General features: G+C 43.7%; 21 protein-coding genes and 5 tRNA genes. 20 read left to right on the forward strand and 6 right to left on the reverse strand.

Going from position 1 to position 26635, the window contains the following annotated elements; translation table 11 throughout:
• Positions 1-31: 31 nt before the first annotated feature.
• The gene (locus NO992_RS19665) at positions 32-2188 is read right to left on the reverse strand and encodes a tetratricopeptide repeat protein (RefSeq protein ID WP_371380011.1); all 2157 of its coding nucleotides are present in this window, start codon (positions 2186-2188) and stop codon (positions 32-34) included.
• 101 nt (positions 2189-2289) lie between these two features.
• Between NO992_RS19665 and NO992_RS19670 the strand changes: the two genes are divergently transcribed.
• Positions 2290-2949, forward strand: coding sequence for a hypothetical protein (locus NO992_RS19670; RefSeq protein WP_371380013.1), 660 nt, complete (start codon positions 2290-2292; stop codon positions 2947-2949).
• 18 nt (positions 2950-2967) lie between these two features.
• On the opposite strand, the gene NO992_RS19675 is transcribed toward NO992_RS19670, so the two are convergent.
• Positions 2968-3696 (reverse strand): Sir2 family NAD-dependent protein deacetylase, encoded by a 729-nt coding sequence (locus NO992_RS19675; RefSeq protein ID WP_017217950.1) that lies wholly within the window; start codon positions 3694-3696, stop codon positions 2968-2970.
• 29 nt (positions 3697-3725) lie between these two features.
• Entirely contained in the window at positions 3726-4244 is a 519-nt protein-coding gene (locus tag NO992_RS19680) for a winged helix-turn-helix domain-containing protein (protein WP_017217951.1), read from the reverse strand.
• Positions 4245-4506: 262 nt separating this feature from the next.
• Between NO992_RS19680 and NO992_RS19685 the strand changes: the two genes are divergently transcribed.
• Together NO992_RS19685 and NO992_RS19690 are read left to right on the forward strand one after the other, a co-directional pair.
• Positions 4507-4878 carry a hypothetical protein gene (locus tag NO992_RS19685; protein ID WP_371380015.1) on the forward strand — a complete coding sequence of 124 codons (372 nt, stop codon included), beginning with the start codon at positions 4507-4509 and terminating at the stop codon, positions 4876-4878.
• Positions 4879-5015: 137 nt separating this feature from the next.
• Positions 5016-5609: a porin family protein gene (locus NO992_RS19690; RefSeq protein ID WP_010370395.1), complete on the forward strand. Its 594-nt coding sequence runs from the start codon at positions 5016-5018 to the stop codon at positions 5607-5609.
• 75 nt (positions 5610-5684) lie between these two features.
• Here the strand turns inward: NO992_RS19690 and uvrB are convergent, their stop codons facing one another.
• Both uvrB and NO992_RS19700 read right to left on the reverse strand, forming a co-directional pair.
• Positions 5685-7688 carry an excinuclease ABC subunit UvrB gene (gene uvrB / locus NO992_RS19695; RefSeq protein WP_039491921.1) on the reverse strand — a complete coding sequence of 668 codons (2004 nt, stop codon included), beginning with the start codon at positions 7686-7688 and terminating at the stop codon, positions 5685-5687.
• Entirely contained in the window at positions 7688-9064 is a 1377-nt protein-coding gene (locus tag NO992_RS19700; protein WP_045965927.1) for an MATE family efflux transporter, read from the reverse strand. The genes uvrB and NO992_RS19700 overlap by 1 nt, the downstream gene beginning before the upstream one ends.
• A 1261-nt stretch (positions 9065-10325) precedes the next feature.
• On the opposite strand from NO992_RS19700, the gene NO992_RS19705 reads away from it, so the two are divergent.
• The 13 genes from NO992_RS19705 (at position 10326) to nth (ending at position 20530) form a co-directional block, all read left to right on the forward strand.
• Positions 10326-10402 (forward strand) — tRNA-Asn (locus NO992_RS19705).
• A gap of 19 nt (positions 10403-10421) precedes the next feature.
• Positions 10422-10498: transfer RNA gene (locus NO992_RS19710), tRNA-Asn, on the forward strand.
• 19 nt (positions 10499-10517) lie between these two features.
• Positions 10518-10594, forward strand: a tRNA-Asn gene (locus tag NO992_RS19715).
• 47 nt (positions 10595-10641) lie between these two features.
• Positions 10642-10718: transfer RNA gene (locus NO992_RS19720), tRNA-Asn, on the forward strand.
• Positions 10719-10739: 21 nt separating this feature from the next.
• A tRNA-Asn gene (locus NO992_RS19725) sits at positions 10740-10816 on the forward strand.
• 186 nt (positions 10817-11002) lie between these two features.
• Entirely contained in the window at positions 11003-12946 is a 1944-nt protein-coding gene (locus tag NO992_RS19730) for an EAL domain-containing protein (RefSeq protein ID WP_253106722.1), read from the forward strand.
• A 598-nt stretch (positions 12947-13544) separates the two neighbouring features.
• Positions 13545-14126, forward strand: coding sequence for an electron transport complex subunit RsxA (rsxA, locus tag NO992_RS19735; RefSeq protein WP_010370383.1), 582 nt, complete (start codon positions 13545-13547; stop codon positions 14124-14126).
• A 2-nt stretch (positions 14127-14128) separates the two neighbouring features.
• Positions 14129-14683, forward strand: a complete 555-nt coding sequence (rsxB, locus tag NO992_RS19740; protein WP_010370380.1) for an electron transport complex subunit RsxB — start codon at positions 14129-14131, stop codon at positions 14681-14683.
• A 9-nt stretch (positions 14684-14692) separates the two neighbouring features.
• Positions 14693-17410 (forward strand): electron transport complex subunit RsxC, encoded by a 2718-nt coding sequence (gene rsxC / locus NO992_RS19745; RefSeq protein ID WP_371380019.1) that lies wholly within the window; start codon positions 14693-14695, stop codon positions 17408-17410.
• Positions 17407-18468, forward strand: coding sequence for an electron transport complex subunit RsxD (rsxD, locus tag NO992_RS19750; protein WP_253106719.1), 1062 nt, complete (start codon positions 17407-17409; stop codon positions 18466-18468). Before rsxC ends, rsxD begins: the two co-directional genes overlap by 4 nt.
• A complete protein-coding gene (gene rsxG, locus NO992_RS19755; protein WP_128726759.1) occupies positions 18465-19100 on the forward strand; it encodes an electron transport complex subunit RsxG in 636 nt (211 codons plus the stop codon). The genes rsxD and rsxG overlap by 4 nt, the downstream gene beginning before the upstream one ends.
• Positions 19097-19795 carry an electron transport complex subunit E gene (locus tag NO992_RS19760; protein ID WP_371380022.1) on the forward strand — a complete coding sequence of 233 codons (699 nt, stop codon included), beginning with the start codon at positions 19097-19099 and terminating at the stop codon, positions 19793-19795. Before rsxG ends, NO992_RS19760 begins: the two co-directional genes overlap by 4 nt.
• A 99-nt stretch (positions 19796-19894) precedes the next feature.
• Positions 19895-20530, forward strand: a complete 636-nt coding sequence (gene nth / locus NO992_RS19765; protein WP_069022907.1) for an endonuclease III — start codon at positions 19895-19897, stop codon at positions 20528-20530.
• A gap of 140 nt (positions 20531-20670) precedes the next feature.
• Here nth and NO992_RS19770 read toward each other — a convergent pair whose 3' ends face one another.
• On the reverse strand, positions 20671-21666 hold the full coding sequence (locus tag NO992_RS19770) for a YncE family protein (RefSeq protein ID WP_371380025.1): 996 nt from the start codon (positions 21664-21666) through the stop codon (positions 20671-20673).
• A gap of 304 nt (positions 21667-21970) precedes the next feature.
• On the opposite strand from NO992_RS19770, the gene NO992_RS19775 reads away from it, so the two are divergent.
• From NO992_RS19775 to NO992_RS19790, 4 genes are all read left to right on the forward strand, one after another.
• Positions 21971-23875 carry an aminotransferase class V-fold PLP-dependent enzyme gene (locus tag NO992_RS19775; protein WP_017217967.1) on the forward strand — a complete coding sequence of 635 codons (1905 nt, stop codon included), beginning with the start codon at positions 21971-21973 and terminating at the stop codon, positions 23873-23875.
• A gap of 364 nt (positions 23876-24239) precedes the next feature.
• A complete protein-coding gene (locus NO992_RS19780) occupies positions 24240-24830 on the forward strand; it encodes a DUF2726 domain-containing protein (protein ID WP_017217968.1) in 591 nt (196 codons plus the stop codon).
• Positions 24831-24938: 108 nt separating this feature from the next.
• On the forward strand, positions 24939-25646 hold the full coding sequence (gene mtnN, locus NO992_RS19785) for a 5'-methylthioadenosine/S-adenosylhomocysteine nucleosidase (RefSeq protein ID WP_017217969.1): 708 nt from the start codon (positions 24939-24941) through the stop codon (positions 25644-25646).
• Entirely contained in the window at positions 25646-26602 is a 957-nt protein-coding gene (locus NO992_RS19790; protein ID WP_371380028.1) for a cobalamin biosynthesis protein, read from the forward strand. The genes mtnN and NO992_RS19790 overlap by 1 nt, the downstream gene beginning before the upstream one ends.
• Positions 26603-26635 lie beyond the last annotated feature (33 nt).

The following is a 26635-nucleotide window of genomic DNA, read 5'->3' on the forward strand; positions in this document are numbered from 1 at the left end:
TTTAACCTTAGGTAAAAGCAGGTTTGTGTTATTACTCACAAGGTATAATAACACTCACTTTCAACCCACCTAATTCGCTATGCGCAACGGCAATGCTGCCACCGTGCAATTCAACCAGTTTTTGACAAATAGATAAACCTAAGCCGGAGCCACCAAGATCTCGGCTACGAGACTTATCACAGCGGAACAAACGTTCAAACAATCTCCCTAGAGCTTCATCGCCCACACCAGGACTTGAATCTTCAATAACACATTGGATCTGCTGGCTTTGATAGCTAATATCCACACAGACTTCTCCCGGCTTGTCGGTATAATTTACACTATTACGAGCCAAGTTATTGAATACCTGAGCTAGCCTAGTTACGTCAATGTCGATTTCCAGTTCATCTGGTAGTTCTATATTGGCATTAAATTCAAGCCCTTCATCCGTCACAAAGTCATCAATATCTTCAACAAGACCAATAAAGGCTTGTTTGGCATTGACGCGCTCTAACGCCAAGTTAAGGCTGCCGGTATCTGCCTGCGCGAGTTCGTAGATATCTTTAATTAATGTGTTAAGAGTATCAAGACGGCGGTTAAGCACTTTGTAGCTCTGCTGGGGATTTTCCACCAAATTATGTTCCAAAGATTCAATATGCAGCTTCAGTACGGTAAGCGGTGTTCTTAATTCATGAGAAATATCTGCAAGTAGTTGCTGCTTTAAATCCAAGGTTTTATTGAGAAGCTGCTTCTCAAGTTCCAGTGCGCGACGTTTGTTTCTCGCAAGTAATAAGAACGCGCTCAGTAAAACGACCAAAACTCCCACCACTGCTGCCGTTACTATTTGTTCTACGCGCTGTTCGGCCAGCTCTACATCACGCTGTGTTTTTAGACTTTGTAGCTCATATTGATTCTTCTGGTACTCGGTATCCATCTGATAGGCCAAGGCTTTTTGACTGGCTTCTTTTTTAAGCTGAGAAACTTTAGACTCCGCATATTGCAGGTGGTAGTTAAGCGCAGATTCAAAGTCACCTTTCGTGCTGTAGGCATCTTTCAACACCAGCAAAGCGGTAACTTTAAGGCCTGGCTGAACTTCATTTTGCGCTATAATTTGCTCCATATTTTTTATAAAGAAATCGGCTCGTTCAGGTAAAACAATTTGCGCATAGGTAGTCATCGTCTCTTGATAAAGCACTTTACTTTGTACCGGATCAATTAACTCTAGCGCTTGTTCAACATACTCTTTAGCCTTAGCTTTTTCATTTGCTTTTAATTTAACTTCAGCCAAATTGCTCAGCGCCCAGCCCTGATTTCTGGTGTGGTCATTCTCCTCGAAAATCGTAAATGCTTTTTCAAATGACGCTTGTGCATTTTTATATTGGTTGAGTTTCATTTGTTCACGGCCAATGCGGATCAAAGTATAGGCTGAGTAAACGACACTGCCCCCTTTGATGTCATAGTCATAAGCAGTTTGATAGGCTGCTAATGACTTTTCATGGTCGCCAATCACTTGGTGCGCGCCCCCCAAGTTATAGTAAAGCTGTCCAAGTAAAACGATATTTTCCTGTTTTTGGCTTTTTAGCACCGCGATTGATTGTTGTAATAGCTCAAGGGCTTTGTCAGGTAAGGATAACTCTGAATAGGTATCTGCAAGCTGAGTAATCGCCAATATTTGCAACTCAGGGAGCTCATGACTCCTTGCAATTTCAATCGACATCTCAAAGCTCTTTACACCGTTTTTATAATCACCGTTTTGAGTATATGCAGCGCCTAGAAAGCGATGTGCATGGCTAAGCAAGCGATACTTTTTTAGCTCAGAAAGCTGAGTAACCGCGACCTGTAAATGACTAATGGCATCGCTAAACCTTCCCTCATTAAGCATGAGGTCACCATACGTTAAAGAGTATTTAGCTTCATATTCGGGTAAATTATGCAAGAGTAATACCTGTTTAAAACGCTCCGCCCATTTATGTGCCTCTTCGAGCTGGAAACCGTTTTTTAATGCAACAGTGGTCTTATGGTGAACATCGGCAACTTCTTCCGGCGTTAAGCCCGACTCTAATACTTGGTCGACTTTTTGAAGTGCGCTATCACGTGTTTCTTGTTGCTGAATTTCTTTAATAAAAGCATCATATAAACGCTCATTAGCATGAACTAGCTGACTTAATAGTAGGCAACAAGTAAGCAGGATTATCTTAAAGTGCAACACGTTATCGTCTCTTTGTTATTATCGTTATAAATTGAGCAAAACAGCAGGCGAATAGGCTATCATATTGCGTGAGCATTAAATAATAAATTGTGGTTCTATGCATGTCGAATAATAGTCTAACTCAGTTTTTGCTAGCGTTAAAAAGCGCGGATATAGAAAAAATAAAAGCCGTGTACGCACACGCGACCAAAGACGAGCAGATTGAAGTCCTCAAGTTTCTTTTTCAAAGTGCGCAGGGTAACACTGCACTCTATGGCCACTATCAAGATATAGCGAGTATTTGCTTACAAGCAGCATGCTTTCCAGAAGCGATGATAGCTGCGATTAACTCCTTGGAGAAGTTTGCCTTTTTCTCAACACCTTTGATCCAAGCTGAGCAAATCAATAACCTTAACCCGCAAGGGAATAACATCCTACATATTCTTTTATCGCAAATGCCCGCGAAAGATAACGGTCTAAATTACCTTAGAACCTTATTGCACTTTGAAAGCAAAGAGCTACTTCAAAATGCACTGAGTCAGAGAAACGCAAAAAAGTTAACACCTCTAGAATGCTACTTAGCTTTTAATAGCCATACTGCGCCACTGAGTATTCAAGAATTAAGCGCTTTACTTGGCTTGATGGAAATCGAAAGGCGACATACAAGCGCAGTGGAAAACCACAACGCCAAAGTAATTGAATCACACCTCCTACAACAACATAGGCTCAGTGAATATAAACAATTTCTGCTAGCCACTTACTATCAAAGTAATGCCGGCTAACTTTCCTCAGGCTTTAAATTAAGAGGTTGGCAAACTGGCGATGTATTCACTTGCCGTCATGCGGTGATAGGTGACTTGTTCGTAAAGTAAGTGCGCAGGGTTTGGATCAACCACTTCTATCGGAATTGCTTTGTGCCTTGCTATTTCCAAGGCCATTTGAGTGATATTGACACTAAAGGAAGTGCCCATAAAAATCATTCGATCCGCGGCATACATTCGTGACTGTGCTTCGCTAATACGATACAGATCGGTGTAGTATTCGTCGAATAACAATACATATGGCTTAAGTGACACGCCTTTTTCAGGCCCTCGTTGAGCAATCTTGAAAAGTGCTAACAACGACTCGGCCAATCGACTTTCGTCTACCTCATCCCAAGGGGCAGTAAAGCACTCCGTGGGCTCACCTTGGGTATGAAAGGGTGTCACCTGATCAACACGTCCATGGATCGCAATAAAGTGGTTATTACCCGCTTTACCATCTAAACCGTCAATATTTTGCGTGATCACATTTTTATCACTAAGCCATTGATGAACTTGATTAGGACCGTGATTACGGTAAGTCACAAAACGATGGTAATACCATTTTAAGAATTCTGCCGGTTGCGATTTATACATTGCGCGCGTAGCCATTTCTTGAGGAGTGTAATTAGCCGAACCTATCGTCCAAAAGCCATCCTCTCCTCGAAAGGTTGGGATACCACTTTCGGCACTCACCCCAGCACCTGTGATATACAACGTTTGCAACATGACACAACCTCAACTCAAGTAAATTTGACTCACGATAACGTAAAGTAGATACCCAAGGCTAGCAACACAAGTACACCCGCAAGCCCAAACATAGGCAGCTTGCTACCACTAGATCCAGGCCTTTCGAGCACTTCAGAAGGTGATTCAGTCACTACCGTTTCTTCTTCCACCGGTTGTACATCCACTTTAGTCGACTCATTGGTCGCTGTTTGAGGTGAAGCCTGCGATGAAGCCTGAGCTTCCGCAGTCCCTTCAAAAGCCGTACAAGGGATCTGCCATTGATACCCTTTTCGTGAAAAGGTTTTGATAGCATCATCACCGAACAAAGCTCGTAAATGGCCAATATTTTGAAATACGACCTGATCTGTGACTTTTCGATCTGGCCATACTTTCTCTAAGATGTCTTCTTTACTGTGGATAGTTTGAGGAGCGGATAAAAATAACTCCAATATCTGAGCAGGTTTTTGTTTTAAATTTAGCTTTCTGTCGTCTTTATAAAGCTTTAGCTCTTTGCTATCAAACAAAAAATCCTTAAAAGCGAATTTCATTTCCCTAGTTCCCAACTTGGTCTTAATTACTATAATAATTATTGTTTTATTCGAATTTACTACGACATAACATTGCATTTATAGCGAAACATGCCGCGAAAATATAGGGCAATGTTACATCGGTTTACAAACTATTGATAAAATCGGCTTTTAGTATAGAGCGATCACTCAGAAAATCACTACCTAATCCTTAGAATAATTCGAATAGACTCAAAACCTAAGCGTATATAAACTGCGTTTTCCGTAATTGTTAGGCTGGCTCATGTTACTTGCTTTTGTCTACTCCATGGTGTTGATAAAAACCTCATTACTCGGGTTAGGAGTAGTCAGTATTGTGCTCTCGGTAGCCTTTATCGTCGCGTTACACCTCAACCTCCCAGCCCTGCCAGTCAATGCAAAAAGCAAATTTATTAAATCCTTTAAGTTTGTTCTCTTCGCGCACCTGCTCGGTTACTCGCTGCTAGTGAGTAAACTTTTGTTAATTGATGGTTGGCAAGACGTGCCTATGTTCATTGCAAGTCATTTGATCATGCATCACATATGGAGTGGGCTTATTGCTGCGATTTTGACATTGACGACCATACTAAAATACCAAACGTTCATTGCAAAACCTAAGACAGTTAAAAGCACTTAGCAAGTGCAACTATTTATATTTGTAAAATAAAGCAAACTGAATTCGACGCCTTCTTACACTTTATGACAGCCCCCCAACAGACCTTGACACCAACGCTATTTATACTGTCCTCAAGTTAACCACAACGGACATTGATTATGAAAATTAAAGCGCTTTTATCTCTTGCATTACTCACAACAAGTTTATCGTCTTTTGCAGAACAAAATAACGAGACGCATCGCGTTGGTTTAGACATCTCTGGCGGTGGCGCTTCTTATAAAAGCTCAAGTAAAGATGGTGATGGTGTAGGCCAAGCCTACCTGTATTACAACTATCACTTTACGCCAATTTTGGCGCTGGAATTAGGTTATAACAGCGGTGAAGACTTAGATGATTGGAAGTGTGAAGATGAAAATGATCGCAAGTTTACCTGCACACAAAATAACAAAACTTTGTTTGGTCTTGGTGCTAATAACTTAGAATTTGATAACTTTGTTGTTGCGGCAAAAGGCTACTATCAAATTTCCGACAACAGCTACTTTTACGGCAAACTAGGTGCAAACTATTACGATTACGAAATCACTCGTGGCCGCACTAAATTAATTACCGACGATGGTATCGGCTTTGTTGCTGAAGCCGGTTGGCAATATGACTGGGATAACGGTATGGCAGTTAACCTTGGCTACAAGTACCTTGATATGGGTGACTTGGATACATCGAGCCTATCTCTAGGTGTCAGCTACCGCTTCTAAAGCGGCCTACCCAACCAATAAAAAAGCATGTGGTCTATACATGCTTTTTTATTCTTTAAAGCCGACGTTTTAGCCCTAGGCTTTAATCAAACGCTTTTGTAAGATCTGAACTTGATCGCGCGCTTGAGCTGCTTTTTCAAACTCAAGCTCTTTAGCAAACTTCATCATTTGTGCTTCAAGTCGGTCTATTTCTTTGGCGATCTCTTTCGCATCCATTGCAGGCATACCTGGTTTAAACTTGGCATCGATATCCACCACTTTGTCATCAGCCACTTCCTCACCGAGATCCATTACATCCGTGATCTTCTTATTGAGCGCCGTTGGTGTAATGCCATTAGCCTCATTATACGCCTCTTGCTTTTCTCTACGTCTTTGCGTTTCATCTATAGCTTGGCGCATCGAGTTGGTCACCCTATCACCATATAAAATAGCTTTACCATGTAAGTGACGTGCCGCGCGGCCAATTGTCTGAATAAGAGAGCGCGTCGAGCGTAAGAAGCCTTCTTTATCTGCATCAAGTATGGCAACCAATGAAACCTCAGGCATATCCAAGCCTTCTCGTAACAAGTTGATGCCGACTAGTACATCAAAAACGCCTTTGCGTAGGTCTCGAATGATCTCCATACGCTCAACGGTATCGATGTCAGAGTGTAAGTAACGCACCTTAACGTTATGATCGTTAAGATAATCGGTCAGATCTTCTGACATGCGTTTTGTTAGCGTAGTAACCAGCACACGCTCATTCACTTCCACCCGTTTGTAGATCTCAGAGAGCAAATCGTCAACTTGAGTTGCAACTGGACGCACTTCTACTTCTGGATCTAATAGCCCTGTTGGGCGAATCACTTGCTCAGCAACATCACCCGCTGATTTATTCAATTCATAATCACCGGGTGTCGCCGAAACATAAATGGTCTGCGGCGAAATCGCTTCGAACTCTTCAAACTTTAGTGGTCTATTATCTAGCGCAGACGGTAATCTGAAGCCATATTCAACTAAGTTTTCTTTACGACTGCGATCGCCTTTGTACATTGCCCCCACCTGCGAAACGGTAACGTGAGACTCGTCGATGATCATAAGCGCATCATCCGGCAAGTAATCTAACAAAGTTGGTGGTGGCTCGCCTGGTGCGCGTCCCGATAAATATCGACTGTAATTTTCAATACCAGAGCAATAGCCAAGCTCGGTCATCATTTCAATGTCGTACTGTGTACGTTGAGCGATGCGCTGCTCTTCGACTAAGCGATTTTTATCCAATAATTGATTACGACGCTCTTTGAGTTCCACCTTAATGCGCTCAATGGCATCAAGGATCTTTTCTCTTGGCGTTACATAGTGAGTTTTTGGATAAATAGTCGCGCGAACCAGGTGTTTTTCAACGGCGCCAGTCAAGGGATCAAATAAACTGATCCGCTCTATTTCATCGTCAAACATCTCAACCCGTACCGCAATGGTTTCCGATTCCGCAGGAAAAATATCAATAACTTCACCGCGAACTCGGTAGGTACCACGACTAAAGTCCATATCATTACGCGTGTATTGTAGTTCTGCCAAGCGCCTTAACATGTCGCGCTGATCAATGGTTTCACCGACTTTCAATAACAGCATCATTTTCATGTAAGAGTCGGGATCACCAAGGCCATAAATCGCTGAAACAGAGGCGACGATGATAGTGTCTCTGCGCTCAAGCAACGCTTTGGTCGCAGATAAACGCATTTGTTCTATGTGATCGTTGATAGACGCGTCTTTCTCAATAAAAGTGTCGCTGGCAACGACATAGGCTTCGGGTTGATAATAGTCATAATAAGAGACGAAATACTCAACCGCATTATGAGGAAAGAACTCTTTCATTTCGCCATACAATTGCGCCGCCAGCGTTTTGTTATGCGCCATAATAATCGTTGGGCGGTTAAGGTTATTAATGATGTTGGCCATGGTAAAGGTTTTACCCGTCCCTGTAGCCCCCAGCAAGGTTTGATGTGCAAGGCCTGATTCTAAACCATCGCACAGCTGAGCAATCGCTGTTGGTTGATCACCGTTTGGCTGAAACTCAGAAACTAGCTGAAACTTATCTTCCATTACGCCTCCTTTTGAACCTCGCTTGCTGCAATTTCATTGATCACTTTCTTAAACCAATTGTAAGCAATGGCTGCGGTAAATAAATTCCCCAAAGCAGCGCCTGCAAATAGCCCTGGCAACCCAGCCAACTGTGAGCCTATATAAGCAATGGGTACATAAAATATGAACAGTCGGATCACACTTAGAATGAGCGCATTCATCGGTTTATGCAACGCATTAAATGATGAATTGGTTAATATGATCACGCCTTGAAGGCCGTATCCTAGCGGCATGATATAAATAAATAGCTGTATGGTTTCAACAACAGCAGGCTCATTACCAAAAGTATGACTGATGTAGTAAGCGCTCAATACCAGTAATAGATAGACCGCAAATTGAAAACCAAGCACAAATTTAAGTGTTTGGGTATAGGCATCAGACACACGCTGGTATTGTTTTGCACCAAAGTTCTGACTTACAAAAGGAGGCAAAGTCATAGAAAGCGCCAAAACCACGAGACTTGCGATAGACTCGATACGACTCCCAACGCCAAATGCGGCCACAGCTTCTGGTCCATAACTGGCAATAAGTGCGGTCATTACCGCCATTGCCAACGGCGTCAGCATATTTGCGCCAGCTGCAGGCAGGCCGATGGTGAGAATTTTTTTTGCCGCATTTGTGAAGCTGGTGTATTTTGCAGACAGTGAGATAAGACGTTTTTTAACTATCAGCAAATATAAAATAATAGTTACCCCAAGACTCCAAGATAACACACTGGCCACTGCAGCCCCTTTTACACCCATTGCATCAATTGGCCCAAATCCGAAGATTAATATCGGGTCCAGCACCGCATTTACTAACCCCCCGAGTCCCATGACTAAACTTGGCGTTTTGGTATCACCACTGGCGCGCAGCACTGAATTACCAATCATCGGCGTTATCAATAAAATCGAGCCAATGAACCACACCGACATATAGTCGTGGATAAATGGCATAACCGCTTCACCAGCACCGAGGAGAATAAAGATCTCATCGACAAAAATGAAACCAAGAATAGACAGTAATGAAACGAATATCGCAGAGATAATAATAGCTACTGCGGCATCAAATTTGGCTTCATCGAGCAAATTGCTACCCAAGGCCTTCGCGATAACGGCGGATGTGCCAATACCTAACCCGATGGCTAAGCTAATTACAGTAAAGGTAACAGGAAAGGTGAAGCTGATTGCAGCGAGCGGCTCGGTGCCAAGCATACTAATAAAGAAAGTATCAACGAGATTAAACATCATCAGCGTGATCATCCCGAATATCATGGGGATCGTCATTCGCTTTAAAGTCGCCCCAATATCACCAAAAAGGATATCGTTGCCATTGGAATTTGACTTAGCTTGAGTCATAACAACCTATTTCTGATACTTTAAGCGGCTCATTGTATGCTATTCAAGATGTTGACGCTATGCGGTAAACGTTAAGAGTCGTTATAAAGTCTAAATTAGCAACAGTTACCTATAAAAAGCTTGTATTACGCTACAGGATTAAGGTTTAGTGTTGAAAATAACGATTCAGTATGTTTTGACAAAAAAGTTACAATCCAGCTTGCAAAGTAGCATGTTTTTTGCACAGCCTAAATGGTAAAAAGTTCATAAAAGCTTCACACTGAACAACAAATAAACAAAAATAACCAACCAAATATAAACCATTGATATTATTGAGATTAAATATTTATCGAATTTTACTTGAAACGGCTGCAGCGCCCTAATTTCATAGTCTTGCAATACTTCTCAAATAATAATAAACAATGTTATCCACAGATTCCGTGGATAAGTCGCTCCAAGCCAATAGAATAAAGGTTTTCAGCTTGGAGTAATTTTGATCAATAGCGTGTTTAGTGTGATCATTCTTAAAACAACAACTGGATCAATTTAGATCTCTAGACTAACCTTGCTTCTGGAAGTAAAAAGCATCTAACGACTAAAAATAACAAGGAACACATACCCAACTGTTTTAATTCAACTTTTTATTAAATCATTGATTATCGCTTTAATGATAGTAACTACTTACTGTTTGTCACGCCGCGTTTAAATAGAGATTATCAATACCACACTATTTATGCTCATTGATCTCATTCACGTGATAATTGCAATGATTTAAAGATCTCAAGAAAACATCATAAAATGAGCAGTTAGGGATATAATTCAAACAAAACGTTCAAAAAATACATTAAGCAGAATATAGCACTGTATAGATAAACAGTAAATACTGTATATGTTAATTTTATTCGACATCCCTACACGATGATTTAGGTATTTTATACAGCAGCCCTATCTTTCATATTTTGCAGATCTTCATCATGTAGGCATATTGAAATCAAAACTCACTAAGAGTCATTATATGAACGATGGATAAATTACGTATTGCTCAACTTTTGCTTAGATTACTAGGCGGCAAGTCGAGCGCCGCGATCAAAACCCACTCAGGGGAACCAAAATCAAACAGCAAAGGTCAACAGGCCCTATATCAAGAATTCAAAACTAGCTAAAAAGCCAACAAATAGCGCATTAATTCATCGCTTAGTAGAGTTTTTTACGTTTCTGTGATTTTAGTGGTTGACACCTTGCAATGTCGTCATTAATATTTCGCCCCGTTGAGAGATACGCTTCCCCCTTAGCTCAGTTGGTTAGAGCGACGGACTGTTAATCCGCAGGTCCCCCGTTCGAGTCGGGGAGGGGGAGCCAAATTCTCACACTTGACTATTCCCCCTTAGCTCAGTTGGTTAGAGCGACGGACTGTTAATCCGCAGGTCCCCCGTTCGAGTCGGGGAGGGGGAGCCAAATTCTCACACTTGACTATTCCCCCTTAGCTCAGTTGGTTAGAGCGACGGACTGTTAATCCGCAGGTCCCCCGTTCGAGTCGGGGAGGGGGAGCCAATCAATAAGATATTGCTCAAAAGAGCATTCCCAAAGTTCCAAATTGTTCCCCCTTAGCTCAGTTGGTTAGAGCGACGGACTGTTAATCCGCAGGTCCCCCGTTCGAGTCGGGGAGGGGGAGCCAAAGTCAGCATCTTATTGTAGTTCCCCCTTAGCTCAGTTGGTTAGAGCGACGGACTGTTAATCCGCAGGTCCCCCGTTCGAGTCGGGGAGGGGGAGCCAATTCCACGAAAGCATTAGACTTTTTCCAGCATTTACACTACTCTACAAGCAATATTCTCACTGCATTTGCTCAAATAACAACCATCTCTGTAATTTATCGACCAGACAAAATCAAACCGATGAATTTGATAAAGAAATTGGCAATGCACCCGATACTATGGAATAACCCTCTTTAAGAAGCGTACTATGGCTGGTTTTAAAAAACTTATCGTACTCCAAGTCACCTCTTGGCTATTATTCTCCTTGATTGGTAGCTTTTTTTTCGCAACAAGTTTTGACTCTGCAATCAACAAAGCACAGCAAAGTGCCCATACCATGGTGACAGAGTATATAAAGGATAAGAAACTCACTGAAGTTACTCCTGAACATATCCGCCAAGCCTTAAATAGCGGAGATGTTTTCTCAACTTTTATTGTTCGAGACTTTGACGGTCAAACCGTTTTGCAAGTCAATACACCGAGCAACCTCCCCTTTATCGCCGAACTCATAGAATCAAATATCAATGCTATTCGCCCCCAATTTGCTGTTAACGATACCAAAGACATCAAAATCGAATTCTTGATCAATGCACAAAGTCAGGCGCAATTACTACAACAAGCCCTACTGCTACTTATCATTATTTCAGCGTTAGTGGCTTTTATTCCTGTTTTCTTTATGCAAGGCGTCTATAAAAAGCTCAATCGCAACGTTAGTATGACAGTTGCCAATGCTGTAGATTCATATATCACGCAAAATCAAGTTACCGACAATATTGAATTTGACTTTAACGATGGCAAAGTTGCAGAACTCGGCCAAGATTTAATCCCCTCTTTTAAACGCTTAGCTAGCTTTTTAAAGTCAAAGCAAGAAGACATTAAAAATGCCGCCCATTCTATCAAGCAAGAAGCGTATAAAGATGTAGTTACTGATCTTGGCAACCGTAATATGTTTGTTGAGTACTACGAGCAATATATCGAGTCGTCTGCCAAAAAGGCATTTGGCTCACTGGCGATGATCCGTTGCTCTGAATTACAGGTCATTAACCAAACCCGTGGCTATCAAAAAGGCGATGAATACATTAAGTCAGTATCGGATATCATCAAGCACGTTACAGGTACTTATGCCGGCAGCCAGGTATTCCGTTTAAATAGCTCGGATTTTGCAGTGATCTTACCCAATGTGCCAAGTAAAGAAGCGGAAGAGTTTGGTGAAACACTGCAAGCGCGCTTTACTCAGTTCCAGCAAAACCAAGAACTATCATCGGTTGCAAACACTGGGATCGTGCCTTACGAGAACGGTAAACCACTTGGAGAACTGCTGTCGGTTGTCGATAATGCGATGAGTATGGCGCAAAGCAAGCAAGCCAATGCTTGGCATATTCAACGTGAGTCTGACTTAGTGAATAATGTCAGTGCTGGATTTGGCAACCAAAACTGGCGTCGCGTGATCCGCGATGTGATCAACAGCAAGCGTGTTAGCTTGATGATGCAAAATATCATGCCAATTGGTAAAAATTCTAAAGCCTACGCAGAGATCCAATCCCGCTTCAAAACTGAAGAAGGACAGATGCTGCCAACGGCCTCTTTCCTTGCCATGGCAGAAAAGCTAGAAATGGCCATCGAGATTGATCAGCTGATCATCGACACCTCGCTAGAACTTATCAAAACGCGTAACTTTAATGAAAAGTATTTTGGGATCAATGTTACCGCATCGAGCGCTCATAACGATCAATTTGTGATCTGGTTAGAGCGTCGTTTGTTAAAAGAAACCAATCTAGCCTCTAAACTGGTATTTGAAGTTAGCGAGTTTGGCTTACAGCAAAATATTAAAGCCAGTAAGCGCTTTATTGATATGGTGCACCGTGCCGGCGCTCGTATCACCGTTGAGCGTTTTGGTGTGGGTTTAACGTCGTTTAAGTTCTTTAGAGACTTAAAACCTGACTATATCAAAATGGATGCAAGCTATACTCGGGGTCTTGAAGAAGACAAGAATAATCAATACTTTATGCGATTAATGGTTGACCTTGCACACCGTATCGGTGTCAACGTATTTGCCGAAGGTATCGAGAGCCAAGAAGAGAAACACATCGTCGAAACGCTTTGTTTGGACGGTGTACAAGGCTATTACATCGAAAAGCCGAAGGAAATTTAGGAAGCCGGAGCTTGGATAACTTACCTCTTATCCAAGTTCAACGAAAGTTCCAAGGGCAACTTGTGTGCCCTTCCCTTGATCCCCTGCCGTCGCGCTGACTTTCGCACACTATCATTTGCCACACTAGTTACAATCTGTGTTACTATTGGCAGGAATTATCATTCAAATTTATCCATGTGTATTAAGAAGTTCACAAAGATAAGCTTGAAGATTATTTCGGCACTAGCGGTAATCCAAGATCTAGCAGTAAAATCATTCTATCACCATGATTTTATTGCTAAAAGCTCATTTATTTAGCCTGATAAGCAAACTCTGAATTAGGATTACTTGCTAATAACTGAATGAAAACTGTCAGCATTATATGACAAGCTACAGCCTCACACTATTTGAGACGCTAGCTAAAATGATAGCAGGCACATGTTTTCACTTAAAAAATTCAAAGCGGAACGGTGCTATCGGTTTAATTCTACTAAAAAGTATTTTTAGCAAAATTAAATCCATTCAAAACTTGCACCTAGTAAGTTCTTTAATACAGTTAACTATCACCTCGATTTGACGGGAAAAACCCGCATAAAGTGAATAAGTTATAGAGGCAGGAATGACCGAATACATTTTGTTGCTCATTGGCACAGTGCTGGTGAATAACTTCGTTTTAGTCCAATTTTTGGGCTTATGTCCATTTATGGGGGTATCTGGAAAATTGGATACCGCAGTGGGAATGTCGTTAGCGACCACCTTTGTTCTCACGCTAGCCTCAGTTACCAGCTATTTGGTCAATCAGTATATTTTATTGCCGCTCGACCTCACTTTTTTAAGAACAATGAGCTTTATTTTGGTTATCGCGGTAGTTGTACAATTTACGGAAATGGTGGTGCGTAAAACCAGTCCAACCTTGTATCGGTTACTGGGGATTTTCTTACCTTTGATCACCACCAACTGCGCTGTACTAGGCGTCGCACTACTTAATATCAAAAAAGACCACACCTTTTTAGAGTCTGCTGTCTATGGCTTTGGCGCTGCGGTTGGCTTTTCTATGGTTTTGGTGCTATTTGCCGCTTTGCGTGAGCGTTTAGCTGTCGCTGACGTGCCGACACCGTTTAAAGGTGCATCGATAGCAATGATCACCGCAGGACTTATGTCGCTTGCGTTTATGGGCTTTTCTGGATTGGTTAAGTTTTAGATATGACATTACTTTACGCATTACTTGCGCTGGGTGCGCTGGCGCTTATTTTTGGTATTGTGCTTGGCTATGCAGCAGTGAAATACCGAGTTGAAAGCAACCCAATTGTTGAACAGATAGACGCCATTCTGCCACAAACTCAATGCGGCCAGTGTGGCTATCCCGGCTGTCGACCGTACGCTGAAGCGATTGCAAATGGCGATGACGTAAATAAATGCCCTCCAGGCGGTGAAGCAACAGTGAAAAAACTGGCGGACTTAATGGGCGTAGAAGCAAAGCCACTGGCTGGCGGAGAAGACGCAGAGCCGGTCAAGAAGGTGGCTTACATTCGTGAAGACGAATGTATTGGCTGTACCAAATGCATTCAAGCTTGTCCCGTTGATGCCATCGTTGGTGCAACCAGACAAATGCACACCGTGCTCATCGACGAGTGCACAGGCTGCGATCTGTGTGTCGAGCCCTGCCCGGTCGATTGTATTGATATGATCCCGGTTGCACAGACCAAGCAAACGTGGAAGTGGCAGCTAGACGCCATTCCTGTGACACAGATTGATTAAGAGGTTTAAGTGGAAACATTACTTGAACAAATAGAAAGCGGAAAACTGTGGCAGTTCCCAGGTGGCATCCATCCACCAGAGCAAAAGACATTATCTAACCAACAACCGATTGCTCGTTTACCTTTGCCTGATAAACTAATCCTGCCACTAAAGCAGCACATTGGTGCCAATGGTAGCCTGTTAGTTAACTCTGGCGATCACGTCCTTAAAGGGCAAGCATTGACGGCTCCCGGCACGAACTGGTCGCTGCCCATTCATGCCCCCACATCTGGCACCATTGAAGCGATAAAGCCGATGCCGTCGGCGCATCCATCCGCGCTACCTGAGCTCAGTATTATTTTGCGCCCAGACGGTGAAGATAAGTGGACACCACTGAATCCAATTAGCGGCATTAGCACGCTTGATAACAAACAGCTTATCGATATTATCCACCAAGCTGGTATTGCCGGTATGGGCGGTGCGGGATTCCCAACCTATGTCAAAGCAGACAGCCCAAAGCCCATTGAGTTTTTAGTCGTCAATGGCATTGAGTGCGAACCATATATTACAGCCGATGATCGTTTGATGCGTGAGCACGCCAAAGAAATCATCGCAGGCGTCGAAGTGCTACAAGGCATATTGAAGCCACAAAAAGTATTATTTGGCATTGAAGATAATAAACCAGAAGCCATTGCGGCTATCACCGCAGCAGCTCAGCATAATCAGGATATCTTAGTCCGTAGTGTGCCAACCAAATACCCCTCTGGTGGTGAAAAGCAACTGGTAAAGCTATTAACTTCCAAAGAAGTACCAAGTGCTGGAATACCAGCAGATATCGGCGTTCTAGTGCAGAACGTTGGAACACTGTTCGCAATTTGGCAAGCCATTTTTGAGGGTAAACCCCTTATTGAGCGCGTAGTTACCGTAACCGGTAATACCATTACTCAGCCAAGCAATGTGTGGGCTTTACTCGGCACTGAAATAAAGCACTTGCTAGACTCACAAGGCTTTTCGCCAGTAGAGGCGCAGCGTGTCGTCATGGGTGGTCCAATGATGGGCTTTACCTTGCCATCGGTTAGGATCCCTGTGATCAAAACCACCAACTGTATACTCGCGCCAGACAACCAAGAACTTGCGATCCCGGGTGATGAAAAGGCATGCATTCGCTGTAGTGCCTGTGCAGATGCCTGCCCTCAAAGCTTATTACCACAGCAGTTACAATGGTTTGCTAAAGGCAAAGAGTACCAAAAGTTAGAGGAATACAACCTCTTTGACTGTATCGAATGTGGTGCGTGCTCTTATGTTTGCCCGAGCGAAATCCCCTTGGTGCAATACTATCGTGTAGCCAAAGCCGACATTCGCGAACAAAAGCTTGAACAAGTCAAAGCAGAGCGTGCTAAAGAGCGTTTTGAGGCAAGAAAAGAGCGCTTAGAGCGCGAACAAGAAGAACGCCAAAATAAACATAAACGCCGTTCGGCAGGCGCTGCACCAAAAGCCGCAGATAAAGAAAAAGTGCAAGAAGCACTCTCACGCGTTAAAGATAAGCAGTCAGATAAATCCGCTGTCCAAGCTGCGATTGCACGTGCCAAAGCCAAACGAGGTGAGAACGGCGAATTAGAGCCGGATAACAGCGCCATTGCTGAAGAGCGTGCAAAACGCAAAGCCCAGGCGCGTAAATATAAAGAAGAAAAAACTGATCAGCCTGAAAGCACAGATAAAAAAGATGCAGTAGCCGCCGCCATTGCTCGCGCTAAGGCGAAAAAAGCCGCGGCCCAAACTGCGCCTGAATCTGAACCAGCCGCAGCAGATGATAAAAAGGCAGCCGTAGCTGCTGCAATCGCCCGGGCCAAAGCCAAAAAAGCAGCCGCAGAAGAAACAGCAGAACCTGAAGCCAATGCAGCGCCAAGCGATAAAAAGGCAGCGGTTGCAGCCGCAATTGCCAGGGCTAAAGCCAAGAAAGCTGCAAAAGAAGCTGGCGAGAGCACAGGCGAGCAAGCAGAGGCTGTTCAAAGCGCTCAAACCGATAACGCTGAGGAAGATCCACGTAAAGCCGCCGTTGCTGCAGCAATTGCCAGAGCTAAGGCTAAGAAAGCTGCTAAAGAGGCTGAAGGAGCAGGCGCAAGCGTGAGCGAACAAGCAGAAGCCGCTCCAACACAAAGCGCTGAGGAAGATCCACGTAAAGCCGCCGTTGCCGCCGCAATTGTCAGAGCTAAGGCCAAGAAAGCTGCTAAAGAGGCTGGCGAGAACACAGGCGAGCAAGCAGAAGCCGCTCCAACACAAAGCGCGGAGGAAGATCCACGTAAAGCCGCCGTTGCCGCTGCAATCGCCAGAGCTAAAGCCAAGAAAGCTGCTAAAGAGGCGGAAGAAGCAGGTGAAAGCGAGAGCGAGCAAGCTGAAACTACTCAAACAGAAAGCACCGAGGAAGATCCACGTAAAGCCGCTGTTGCCGCAGCAATCGCTAGAGCTAAGGCCAAGAAAGCCGCTAAACAGGCGGAAGAAGCAGGTGAAAGCGAGCAAGCCGAAGCTACTCAAACCCAAAGCCTGAGTGAGCAAAGCAAAGAAGTAAATGAGCCAACGGCGGGATCAGAAACAGACTCCAGCCGTACAGAGCAAGATGCTGAGGGCACATCTGAGCAGCAACAAGCACTTAGCCCTGAAGCACGTAAAAAAGCCGCCGTTAAAGCCGCAATTGCAAGAGCAAAAGCGAAGAAGCAAGCGAAAGAACAAGAAGGAAATGAACCGTCATGAAACTAACCATGGCCTCATCCCCGCACAATCATAGCCATAAGTCGGTCAACAAAATCATGATGACCGTCATGGCAGCCTGTATTCCCGGGATCTTAGTCCAAACCTACTATTTTGGTTTTGGTGTATTGATCCAGTTGGCTTTGGCGCTTATTACCGCAAGCCTTGCTGAAGCGCTAGTGCTAAAGCTAAGACGTCGAGCGATATGGTCCAGCCTCAGCGACGGCAGTGCTTGGCTCACCGCTGTGCTGCTGGCCATCAGTATTCCGCCGCTAGCCCCTTGGTGGATAACCGTCATTGGTGCATTTTTTGCCATCGCAATTGTAAAACAGCTATACGGAGGCCTAGGCTTTAACCTTTTCAACCCAGCCATGGCGGCCTATGTATTATTGCTGATCTCCTTCCCTGTACAAATGACCTCGTGGTCACCCATTCAAGCGCTCACGTTAGAGTCGCTAAGCTTTGTCGACCAACTCGCGATGATCTTTACCGAGTCCACCAGTCAAGGGGTTACACTTGACGTTTGGCGTGCAGGCGTGATTGACGGCGCGACTGGTGCAACGCCATTAGACTCGGTAAAAACCGCTGTCTCACAAGGCTTAACCGTGAATGAGGCGATGAGTAAGCAGGGTTTTGGAGCGCTTGCAGGACTTGGTTGGCAATATGTTAACTTGGCCTTTTTGCTAGGTGGTCTTTATCTGCTAAAAGCCAAAGTGATCAACTGGCATATTCCTGTGGCCTTTATTGCCAGTCTTGGCCTTGCTAGCGCAATTGGCTATATCATTGCCCCTGAGTCAGAGCCGGGCACCCTATTCCACTTGTTAAGTGGCGGCGCTATGCTTGGTGCCTTTTTTATTGCCACCGATCCGGTGTCGGCCTCCACCACTAACTTAGGTCGTCTGATTTACGGTGCGGCAATCGGCTTTACCGTCTATGTTATTCGCCAATTTGGTGGTTACCCAGACGCGGTTGCCTTTGCCGTTGTGATCATGAATATGGCCGTACCACTTATCGATCATTACACTCAGCCTCGTACTTATGGTCATGGAGCAAAATCATGATAATTCAATCGATGCAGAAAAATGGCCTCATCCTCGCAGCATTTGCACTGGCAACAACAGGAGCGGTCGCACTGATTAATGACCTCACCAAAGATAAAATTGCCAGCCAAGAGCAGCAACACCTAATGCAATTACTTTCTCAGGTTATTGCAGCAGATAAGTACGACAATACACTGTATTTGGATTGCACCACCAGCAACGCCTTAGAACTCGGCCCAGGCGGCCCACACACAATTTACAGAGCCAGACTCAATGGCGAACCCTCAGCCCTGTTAGTGAGACATATCACCCCAAAAGGCTACAGTGGCAATATTGATGTCTTAACCGCTGTCGATAGGCAAGGTTTGATCTCAGGCGTGCGTGTAACGCGCCATGAAGAAACCCCAGGACTTGGTGATAAGGTAGAGCTGGCAAAATCGGCTTGGGTAACGACTTTCAACGGCGTTCAAGTTGAAGGTGAAGCAGACCCTAAAATGAATGTGAAAAAAGACGGCGGTCAATTTGATTCATTTACCGGCGCAACCATAACCCCACGCGCTGTAGTAACCTCGGTAAATCAGGCCGCATGGTTTGCCAAAACTCATTTTGATGCGCTATTTAACGCGCCTAATACTTGCGAGGTGTCGCAATGAGTCAGTTAAAATCGCTCTTTCAAGAAGGTACATGGCAAAATAACCCTGCACTGGTACAGCTTTTAGGTCTGTGTCCACTCCTTGCGGTGACTTCAACGGTAACCAATGCGTTAGGGCTTGGTATTGCCACTTTACTGGTACTGGTTGGCTCTAACTTTACCGTATCCGTTGTGAGAAATTGGGTGCCAAAAGACATTCGTATTCCCGTGTTTGTGATGATCATCGCCGCCTTTGTTACGGTTATTCAACTACTCATGAACGCTTATACCTTTGGTCTGTATCAATCCCTTGGCATATTTATACCGTTGATCGTGACCAACTGCGCCATTATTGGTCGTGCCGAGGCATTCGCTTCGAAGAATAGTCCGTTGTTATCGGTTTGGGATGGTTTAATGATGGGGCTGGGTTTTGCACTGGTGCTATTTGTACTGGGTGCAATGCGCGAACTCATTGGTCAAGGAACACTATTTGATGGTGCCGAGCTACTCCTTGGCAACTGGGCAAGTGTATTGCGTGTTGAGATCTTCTCATTCGATCATCAATTTTTAGTTGCAATCCTGCCACCTGGCGCCTTTTTGGGCCTTGGTTTTTTGATTGCCGCTAAAAACATTATCGACGCTCAGCTCAAAGCCAAAACAGCGCCAACAGCCGAAGAAGTAAAAGGCCCAAGAGCACGGGTCACTAACTTAAACTAATGTGGTAATAATAAAGCCAGTTTGCAGCGATACCGTCACTATCGCTGCTTAATGAAAATAACCGCATGCTACCGTCATTGAATTTAGCAAGTAAATCTTATGAATAAACAAAAACGTATAGAAATACTCACGCGACTCAGGGACGAAAATCCGCACCCTGAAACCGAACTAGAATACTCGTCACCATTCGAGCTTTTAGTTGCCGTTACCCTCTCAGCACAAGCCACTGATGTTGGAGTGAACAAAGCAACGCGCAAACTCTTCCCTGTTGCCAACACGCCTGAGAAAATTCTGGAGCTTGGCCTTGAAGGCTTAAGAGACTATATCAAAACCATTGGTTTATTTAATTCAAAAGCCAATAACGTCTATAAAATGTGTCAGATCCTCGTCGACAAACACGGCTCCGAAGTTCCTGAAAACCGTGAAGCACTAGAGGCACTACCAGGCGTGGGTCGCAAAACCGCCAACGTGGTACTAAACTGCGCCTTTGGCTGGCCGACTATTGCTGTTGATACGCATATTTTCCGCGTTTCCAATCGCACCAAATTTGCCATGGGTAAAGATGTAGTAGCAGTCGAACAAAAGCTAGAAAAGGTTGTACCAAAAGAGTTTAAAGTGGATGTCCACCACTGGCTCATTCTCCATGGCCGCTATGTGTGTACTGCGCGTAAGCCAAAGTGCGGCAGCTGTATTATTGAAGACTTATGTGAGTTTAAAGAGAAGACTGATAGTTAATCTTTGTTTTAGCATATGCACAACTTTTATTTATGGAGATTGTTGCTACTTTTTTGTTTCGTTGAATTATCTGAAAACACAGATCGCTGCGTAAAGCAGCTCCTACTTCACGCCACATTCGTATCGACGTGATAGCCAGCCTAAGGTAATACCACTGCTGAATACCCTATTCCATCTGGTCCGTTACCAGTAGGGAGTTCAAATAAGGTTTTGCCAGATACAATATCTATAACAAGGACCTTATTTTTTTGGTAAGCGGATAAAAATAAAGTGCGATCGTCTGGATGGAGGATCACGCCTTTTGGTCCAGTTCCCAGCTCAAACTTTATTTGACGCAGCTTTTCTTTGTGCATTGCATCGATCACATCAAGGGTGTGATTCCTATAGTCTGGGATCACAGCAAGCTGCTCATCGCGGGTAAGTAACACACGGTATGGAAAGCTATAGCCTTTCCATTGCTTAATTATACGCTCATTTGCTACATCAAACACGGTAACTAAGCCATCATCGTTGCTACCAACCCAGAGCTCTGAGCCACTTTTATTTATGGTGATAGCCTCTGGTACTTTTGGCATTGAAATTTTGCGAAGTAAGGCACCTGACTTTACATCTAATTCAGACACTGAATCTGCGCGCATATTTGTGGTGTAAACACGCTCGCTAGACGCCGGCAGCGCCACCATATGAGAGCCTCTTTGCTCTGTTGCAATTACTTTATCAATTTTCCCCGACTCTATATCAACGATTACCACACTGTCGGAGCCTTCAGACGATACTGCAACGCGTTTTTGGTCCTTTAAAAACAACACGCCATGTGGGCTTGGGTAACGAGATAAATCAATGGTTTTTACCTTTTTTGCTTGTCGAACGTCAAAAACACTTAAACTATTGCCACCTGCATAATTAGTGACGACAGCCGTGTACCCGTCGGCACTCATTGCCAATTCATGTGGACCTCCGCCAGTTGCGAGCGTCAGCTTAATTTTTCGGCTGCTAAGATCGATGAAATCAACCGAGTCCCCCTTTTTATTTACAACAACCAATGTTCCCGACAAGTTATTTGTATCAGCCCATGAAGGGAAGCTGATTAAACACCCAAATAAGAACACATACACAACATAATTAACCAATCTCATTTTGACTCCTTTTGATCTGTTAGCTAGTACTATTGTTTTTATAACTACCGACTGTATTTATCATTGAAAAGCAATCGTAATACAGCTTTCAAAAACACCCTATCCCAAATTTAACTCAGACACGCCTGATACTCGAAACCTTCCTGTTTCCTATGTTGAATAGCACACTTTCCATCACTCGCAACAACTTCCTCGCCTACATCCGTTTTACAATTTCTGGAACATTTGCAAAGTATTGATTTCACAAATCACTGCGCTTTCTTTATGCTAATGAAAGTCTTTAAATTTTAATGCGAATATCATTATGCTACCTGTCCTTCGTATCTTGTTAATAGAACAAGAGCCAGCTGTATTGCAAGCGCTCTCAAGCAATCTGTCAAAAACGATCCCTAACTTTGAGCGAGAGGATGTTCAAATCGATATTATTGAATGTCTCGAACTTTCAAAAGCCTTGGAGCATGTCACTGAAGATGGTGATATTCAAGCCGTCGTGCTGAGTTGGGATGTGCACAACAAAAGTGGCGAACAAACCTATAGTCGCTTTATCGAGCAATTAAAAAGTATTCGTCTAGAATTACCGGTTTACGTTATTGGTGATGACACTAAAGGGCTTGAGATAGTCAACGAATCCGAGGAAATCGAGTCTTTCTTCTTTAAAGATGAAGTTATCTCAGATCCTGAAGCCATTTTAGGATATATGATCAACGACTTTGATGACAGAGCCGAGACGCCATTTTGGACGGCGTATCGCAGCTATGTCGGCGAAGCGAACGACTCTTGGCATACTCCAGGTCACAGCGGCGGTTCGAGCTTTAGAAACTCTCCTTATATCAAAGATTTTTATCAATTTTATGGCCGTAATGTCTTTGTCGGAGACTTGTCTGTATCGGTTGATTCGTTAGGTTCACTGTCAGACAGCACCAATACCATTGGCCGCGCTCAGGAGTCCGCAGCGGCAACGTTTGAGGTTAAACGCACCTACTTCGTGACCAACGGTTCGTCCACCTCGAATAAAATTATTTTGCAAACCCTCCTTCGCAAGGGCGATAAGGTGATCATCGACCGCAACTGTCATAAGTCTGTGCACTATGGCATTTTGCAATCGGCCAGTTTCCCAATCTATTTGTCGAGTATCTTAAATCCAAAATATGGCATATTTGCACCGCCTTCACTGGCCGATATTAAGCAAGCGATTGAACAAAATACCGATGCAAAACTACTGGTGCTCACAGGCTGTACCTATGATGGTTTGCTGAGCGACCTGAAACAAGTCGTAGAATTTGCCCATCAGCATGGCATCAAAGTCTTTATTGATGAAGCTTGGTTTGCTTACTCGCTATTTCACCCTAGCTTGCGCCATTACTCCGCCATTCATGCAGGTGCCGATTATGTCACTCATTCGGCGCATAAAGTCGTATCGGCATTTTCGCAGGCATCTTATATCCATATTAACGACCCTGATTTTGATGCTGACTTCTTCCGTGAGATTTACAGTATCTACGCCAGCACCTCACCCAAATACCAGCTTATTGCGTCTTTGGATGTGTGCCAAAAGCAGCTAGAGATGGAAGGCTATAAGTTACTCAATGCACTGCTGAACCATGTTGCAGAGTTCAAACAGCAGATGGCCTCGCTCAAGCATATTAAAGTGCTTGATAAGCAAGACTTTATGAATATATTCCCACATTTTAGTGGCGATAATATGGGGCATGATCCACTTAAAATCCTCATCGATATTAGTGAGCTGCCATACTCATTAAAGGATATTCATAAGTTTCTGCTGGACGAAATTGGGCTGGAGATTGAGAAATATACACACAGTACCATCTTAGTCTTACTAACCTTGGGTGGTACACGCTCAAAGATCATTCGTTTATACAATGCCTTAAAGAAACTTGATGGCGGCAAGGTAAAACTATCGAAGTCAACGCGACGCTCACGCTTACCTGAGAATTTGCCCGCTATTGACCTTGCTTGTATCCCTAGCGATGCCTTCTACGGCGAGCGTGAATCTGTACCTATTAGCAAGAGCAACAACCGTATTTGTGCAGGTTTAGTCACCCCGTATCCTCCGGGTATTCCGCTTTTGGTGCCAGGTCAACATATTACCCAAGAGCATATTGAATATCTCAAGGAACTGGCAGGCCAAGGATTGACCATTCAAGGTAGTTTCGATGGTGAGATCTACGTGCTTAAAGAGGACAAATAACGCGAGCTAATACCAGTTATCTTAATTAAGTGGTCTATTTTGAGGCGAGAAAATCTTGTCGATAACAAGGCAAAAATTTTGCTATTTAGTTGTTCTAAATAAAAAAGTTTTAGCGCTGTTAGCGTCAGGTTTACTCCTTCAAATTGAGCAAGTATTAAGGTTAATTGGTATAGTATCATTATCCAGTACTAGGCAGCCTGCCGTAAGATATCGCTGCCTAGAATAAACAACTTAAAGCACTTTATTTTTCTTTCCATATCCCAAATACTGATTTAATGTTAACCACCCACTAATTTAAGCGCTATTTTGGCACAGCTATTGCTTATCAAATCACAGATGTCATTTTTTTGATTTGGAGTTTTGTATGGAATTTGCGTTGCTTGCTATTTTGGCTCTAGTGGTCGTTGCTTCCATTGTCGCTTCTAAGTACACCGATGTAGGTGGCAATCCTTATCCGTTTAATCGTAAAGAATCTGTTTTTACCACCGTTGAAGCCTCGTTTCTACATTTATTAGAACGTGCTGTTGGCGATAGATATAAAATCGTTAGCCGCATTAAACTCATTGATGTAATTGAGTGCAAACCGGGGATCTCTCCAAAAGCACGTCGTGCCGCGGTAACTAAAGCTAAGAATAAACAGTTGGATTATGTTTTGGTAGACAAAGAGACACTGAAAATTGTTGCCGCTGTAGACTTAGTCAATAATTCCAATAAAAATGGCCATAAGGCGCAAAAAGATTGGTTTGTCAGTGGCGCTCTGGAATCTGCGGGTATTCCACACATTCGTATGAAAATCAAAAGTGGCTACCAAAGCGCTGAGGTTCGTGCGGCAATCTTATTCAAGCTTGGCCAAAAAGTGGAGATGCCAAAGAAAACCAGAAACCGCACCTACAAACCTGCGGTACTGTCCCCTTCACAGGCAAAAGCACAGTCAACTCAGTTGGCAGAAATCTAGCAAAACGGGCGTCAGCCCGTTTTTTGTTTTACCTATCAAAACCCCTTTCGTATAATAAAAGCAATTTTGACACTGGGGCGTTCCCCACCACAAATTAGGAATCTTTTGATGAAAGTAGGCATTATCGGCGCAATGGAGCAAGAAGTTACCATTTTGCGTAACACCATGGAAAACCCGCAAACATTGACCAAAGGTGGCTTTACTTTTTATACCGGCAAACTGGCTGGTCTTGATGTAACGCTTGTACAGTCTGGCATTGGTAAAGTGGCAGCAACAGTTGCGACAACTTTGCTGATCGACAACTTTGCGCCAGATTGCGTGATCAACACGGGTTCTGCAGGTGGTTTTGAACCATCACTAAACGTCGGCGATGTGGTTATTTCAAATGAAGTACGTCATCACGATGTTGATGTTACTGCATTTGGCTATGAAATTGGTCAAGTTCCACAAATGCCTGCTGCGTTCACTTCGCATGCAAAATTAGTTGAAGCTGCAGAGCAAAGCGTACATGAGCTTGAAGGCATTCAAACTATGGTTGGTTTGATCTGTACGGGTGACTCATTTATGTGCGACCCAGTACGCATCGACAAGGCGCGTGCAGACTTCCCTACGATGTTAGCAGTCGAAATGGAAGGTGCGGCAATTGCGCAGGCTTGTCATTCTTTAAACACGCCATTTGTTGTGATCCGCTCGCTATCTGATATCGCCGGCAAAGAATCACCGCAATCATTCGAAGAGTATCTAGAAGTTGCTTCTGTAAACTCTTCTAAGATGGTGATGGCACTACTTAATAAGCTGGATAAGGTTACGCTTTAGTGCTCGACAGCTTGCTTCAGGCCCATGAGGGCCTGATCATTTTCTTACTGGCGATTTTTGCCAGCCTAGGGGTAAGGTTATCAACACTTTATCACCCTAATCTTATTCTTAGCCTTGTTTTTAAAGCCATTGCCGAAAGAGTTTATCGCCCCAAAGCGGCTTCTAGTTATCAACTTTTATCCGGCACACTCGGCTTCCTCCTACCAATATTAACTATCACTGTATTAACTCATGCGATTATTAGCTTTGCTTTTTATCCTAATTGGCTCGGTGGGCTGGTGTTGTTTTTATGCTTAGATATTAGCCATGAAAGCCGTGCTAAGCGTATTTCCGCATTGATAAAATCAAAGCAAAAAGTAACCGCAAGAGCCGTGTTGCAAGGAATGGTAGCAAGAGATGTAGAGAAGCTAACAGAGCTTGGTATTTGTAAAGCCGCCATAGATAGCACCGCATTAAATACCTTGCGCCATTTTTTTGTCATTGCTTTACTGTATCTAGCAGCAGGTCCCTATCTCGCGCTATTTTATAAACTATTACTACTGTGTGACCACGCTTGGCGGCAAGTAATGCTCCCCTCAAGCCGTTTTATGGCAAGTCTTTCCCGCATGATTTGGCTCGTTGAGTTTGTGCCTATTCGATTATTAATTACCTGCTTTTCGTTGCTACTTAGACCAAAGCAAACTTGGCACTACATTAAATACTACGGCCGTCACTTTAGCCAAACGAATACTGGATGGGCACTGAGCTTTTTTGCAGCAAATTTACATACACAACTCGCAGGGCCGCGTTTTTATTTTGGTGAACGTTTTGACGTGATGCGGGTAGGTGCAAAAGCGCAACCCTCATCTGAACATATTCAGCATTTACTCGGACTACTCAACCAAATGCGCTGGCTATTTATTGCCACTTCCGCCTTACTACTTGTAATTATTAATTTTCTCAGGCTGATGGCTTAGGATACTTAGAAAAATAAGCTCTCCCACTTAGCC

This window comes from Pseudoalteromonas sp. DY56-GL79 (assembly GCF_041414765.1).
In the GTDB taxonomy this organism is placed as follows: domain Bacteria; phylum Pseudomonadota; class Gammaproteobacteria; order Enterobacterales; family Alteromonadaceae; genus Pseudoalteromonas; species Pseudoalteromonas piscicida.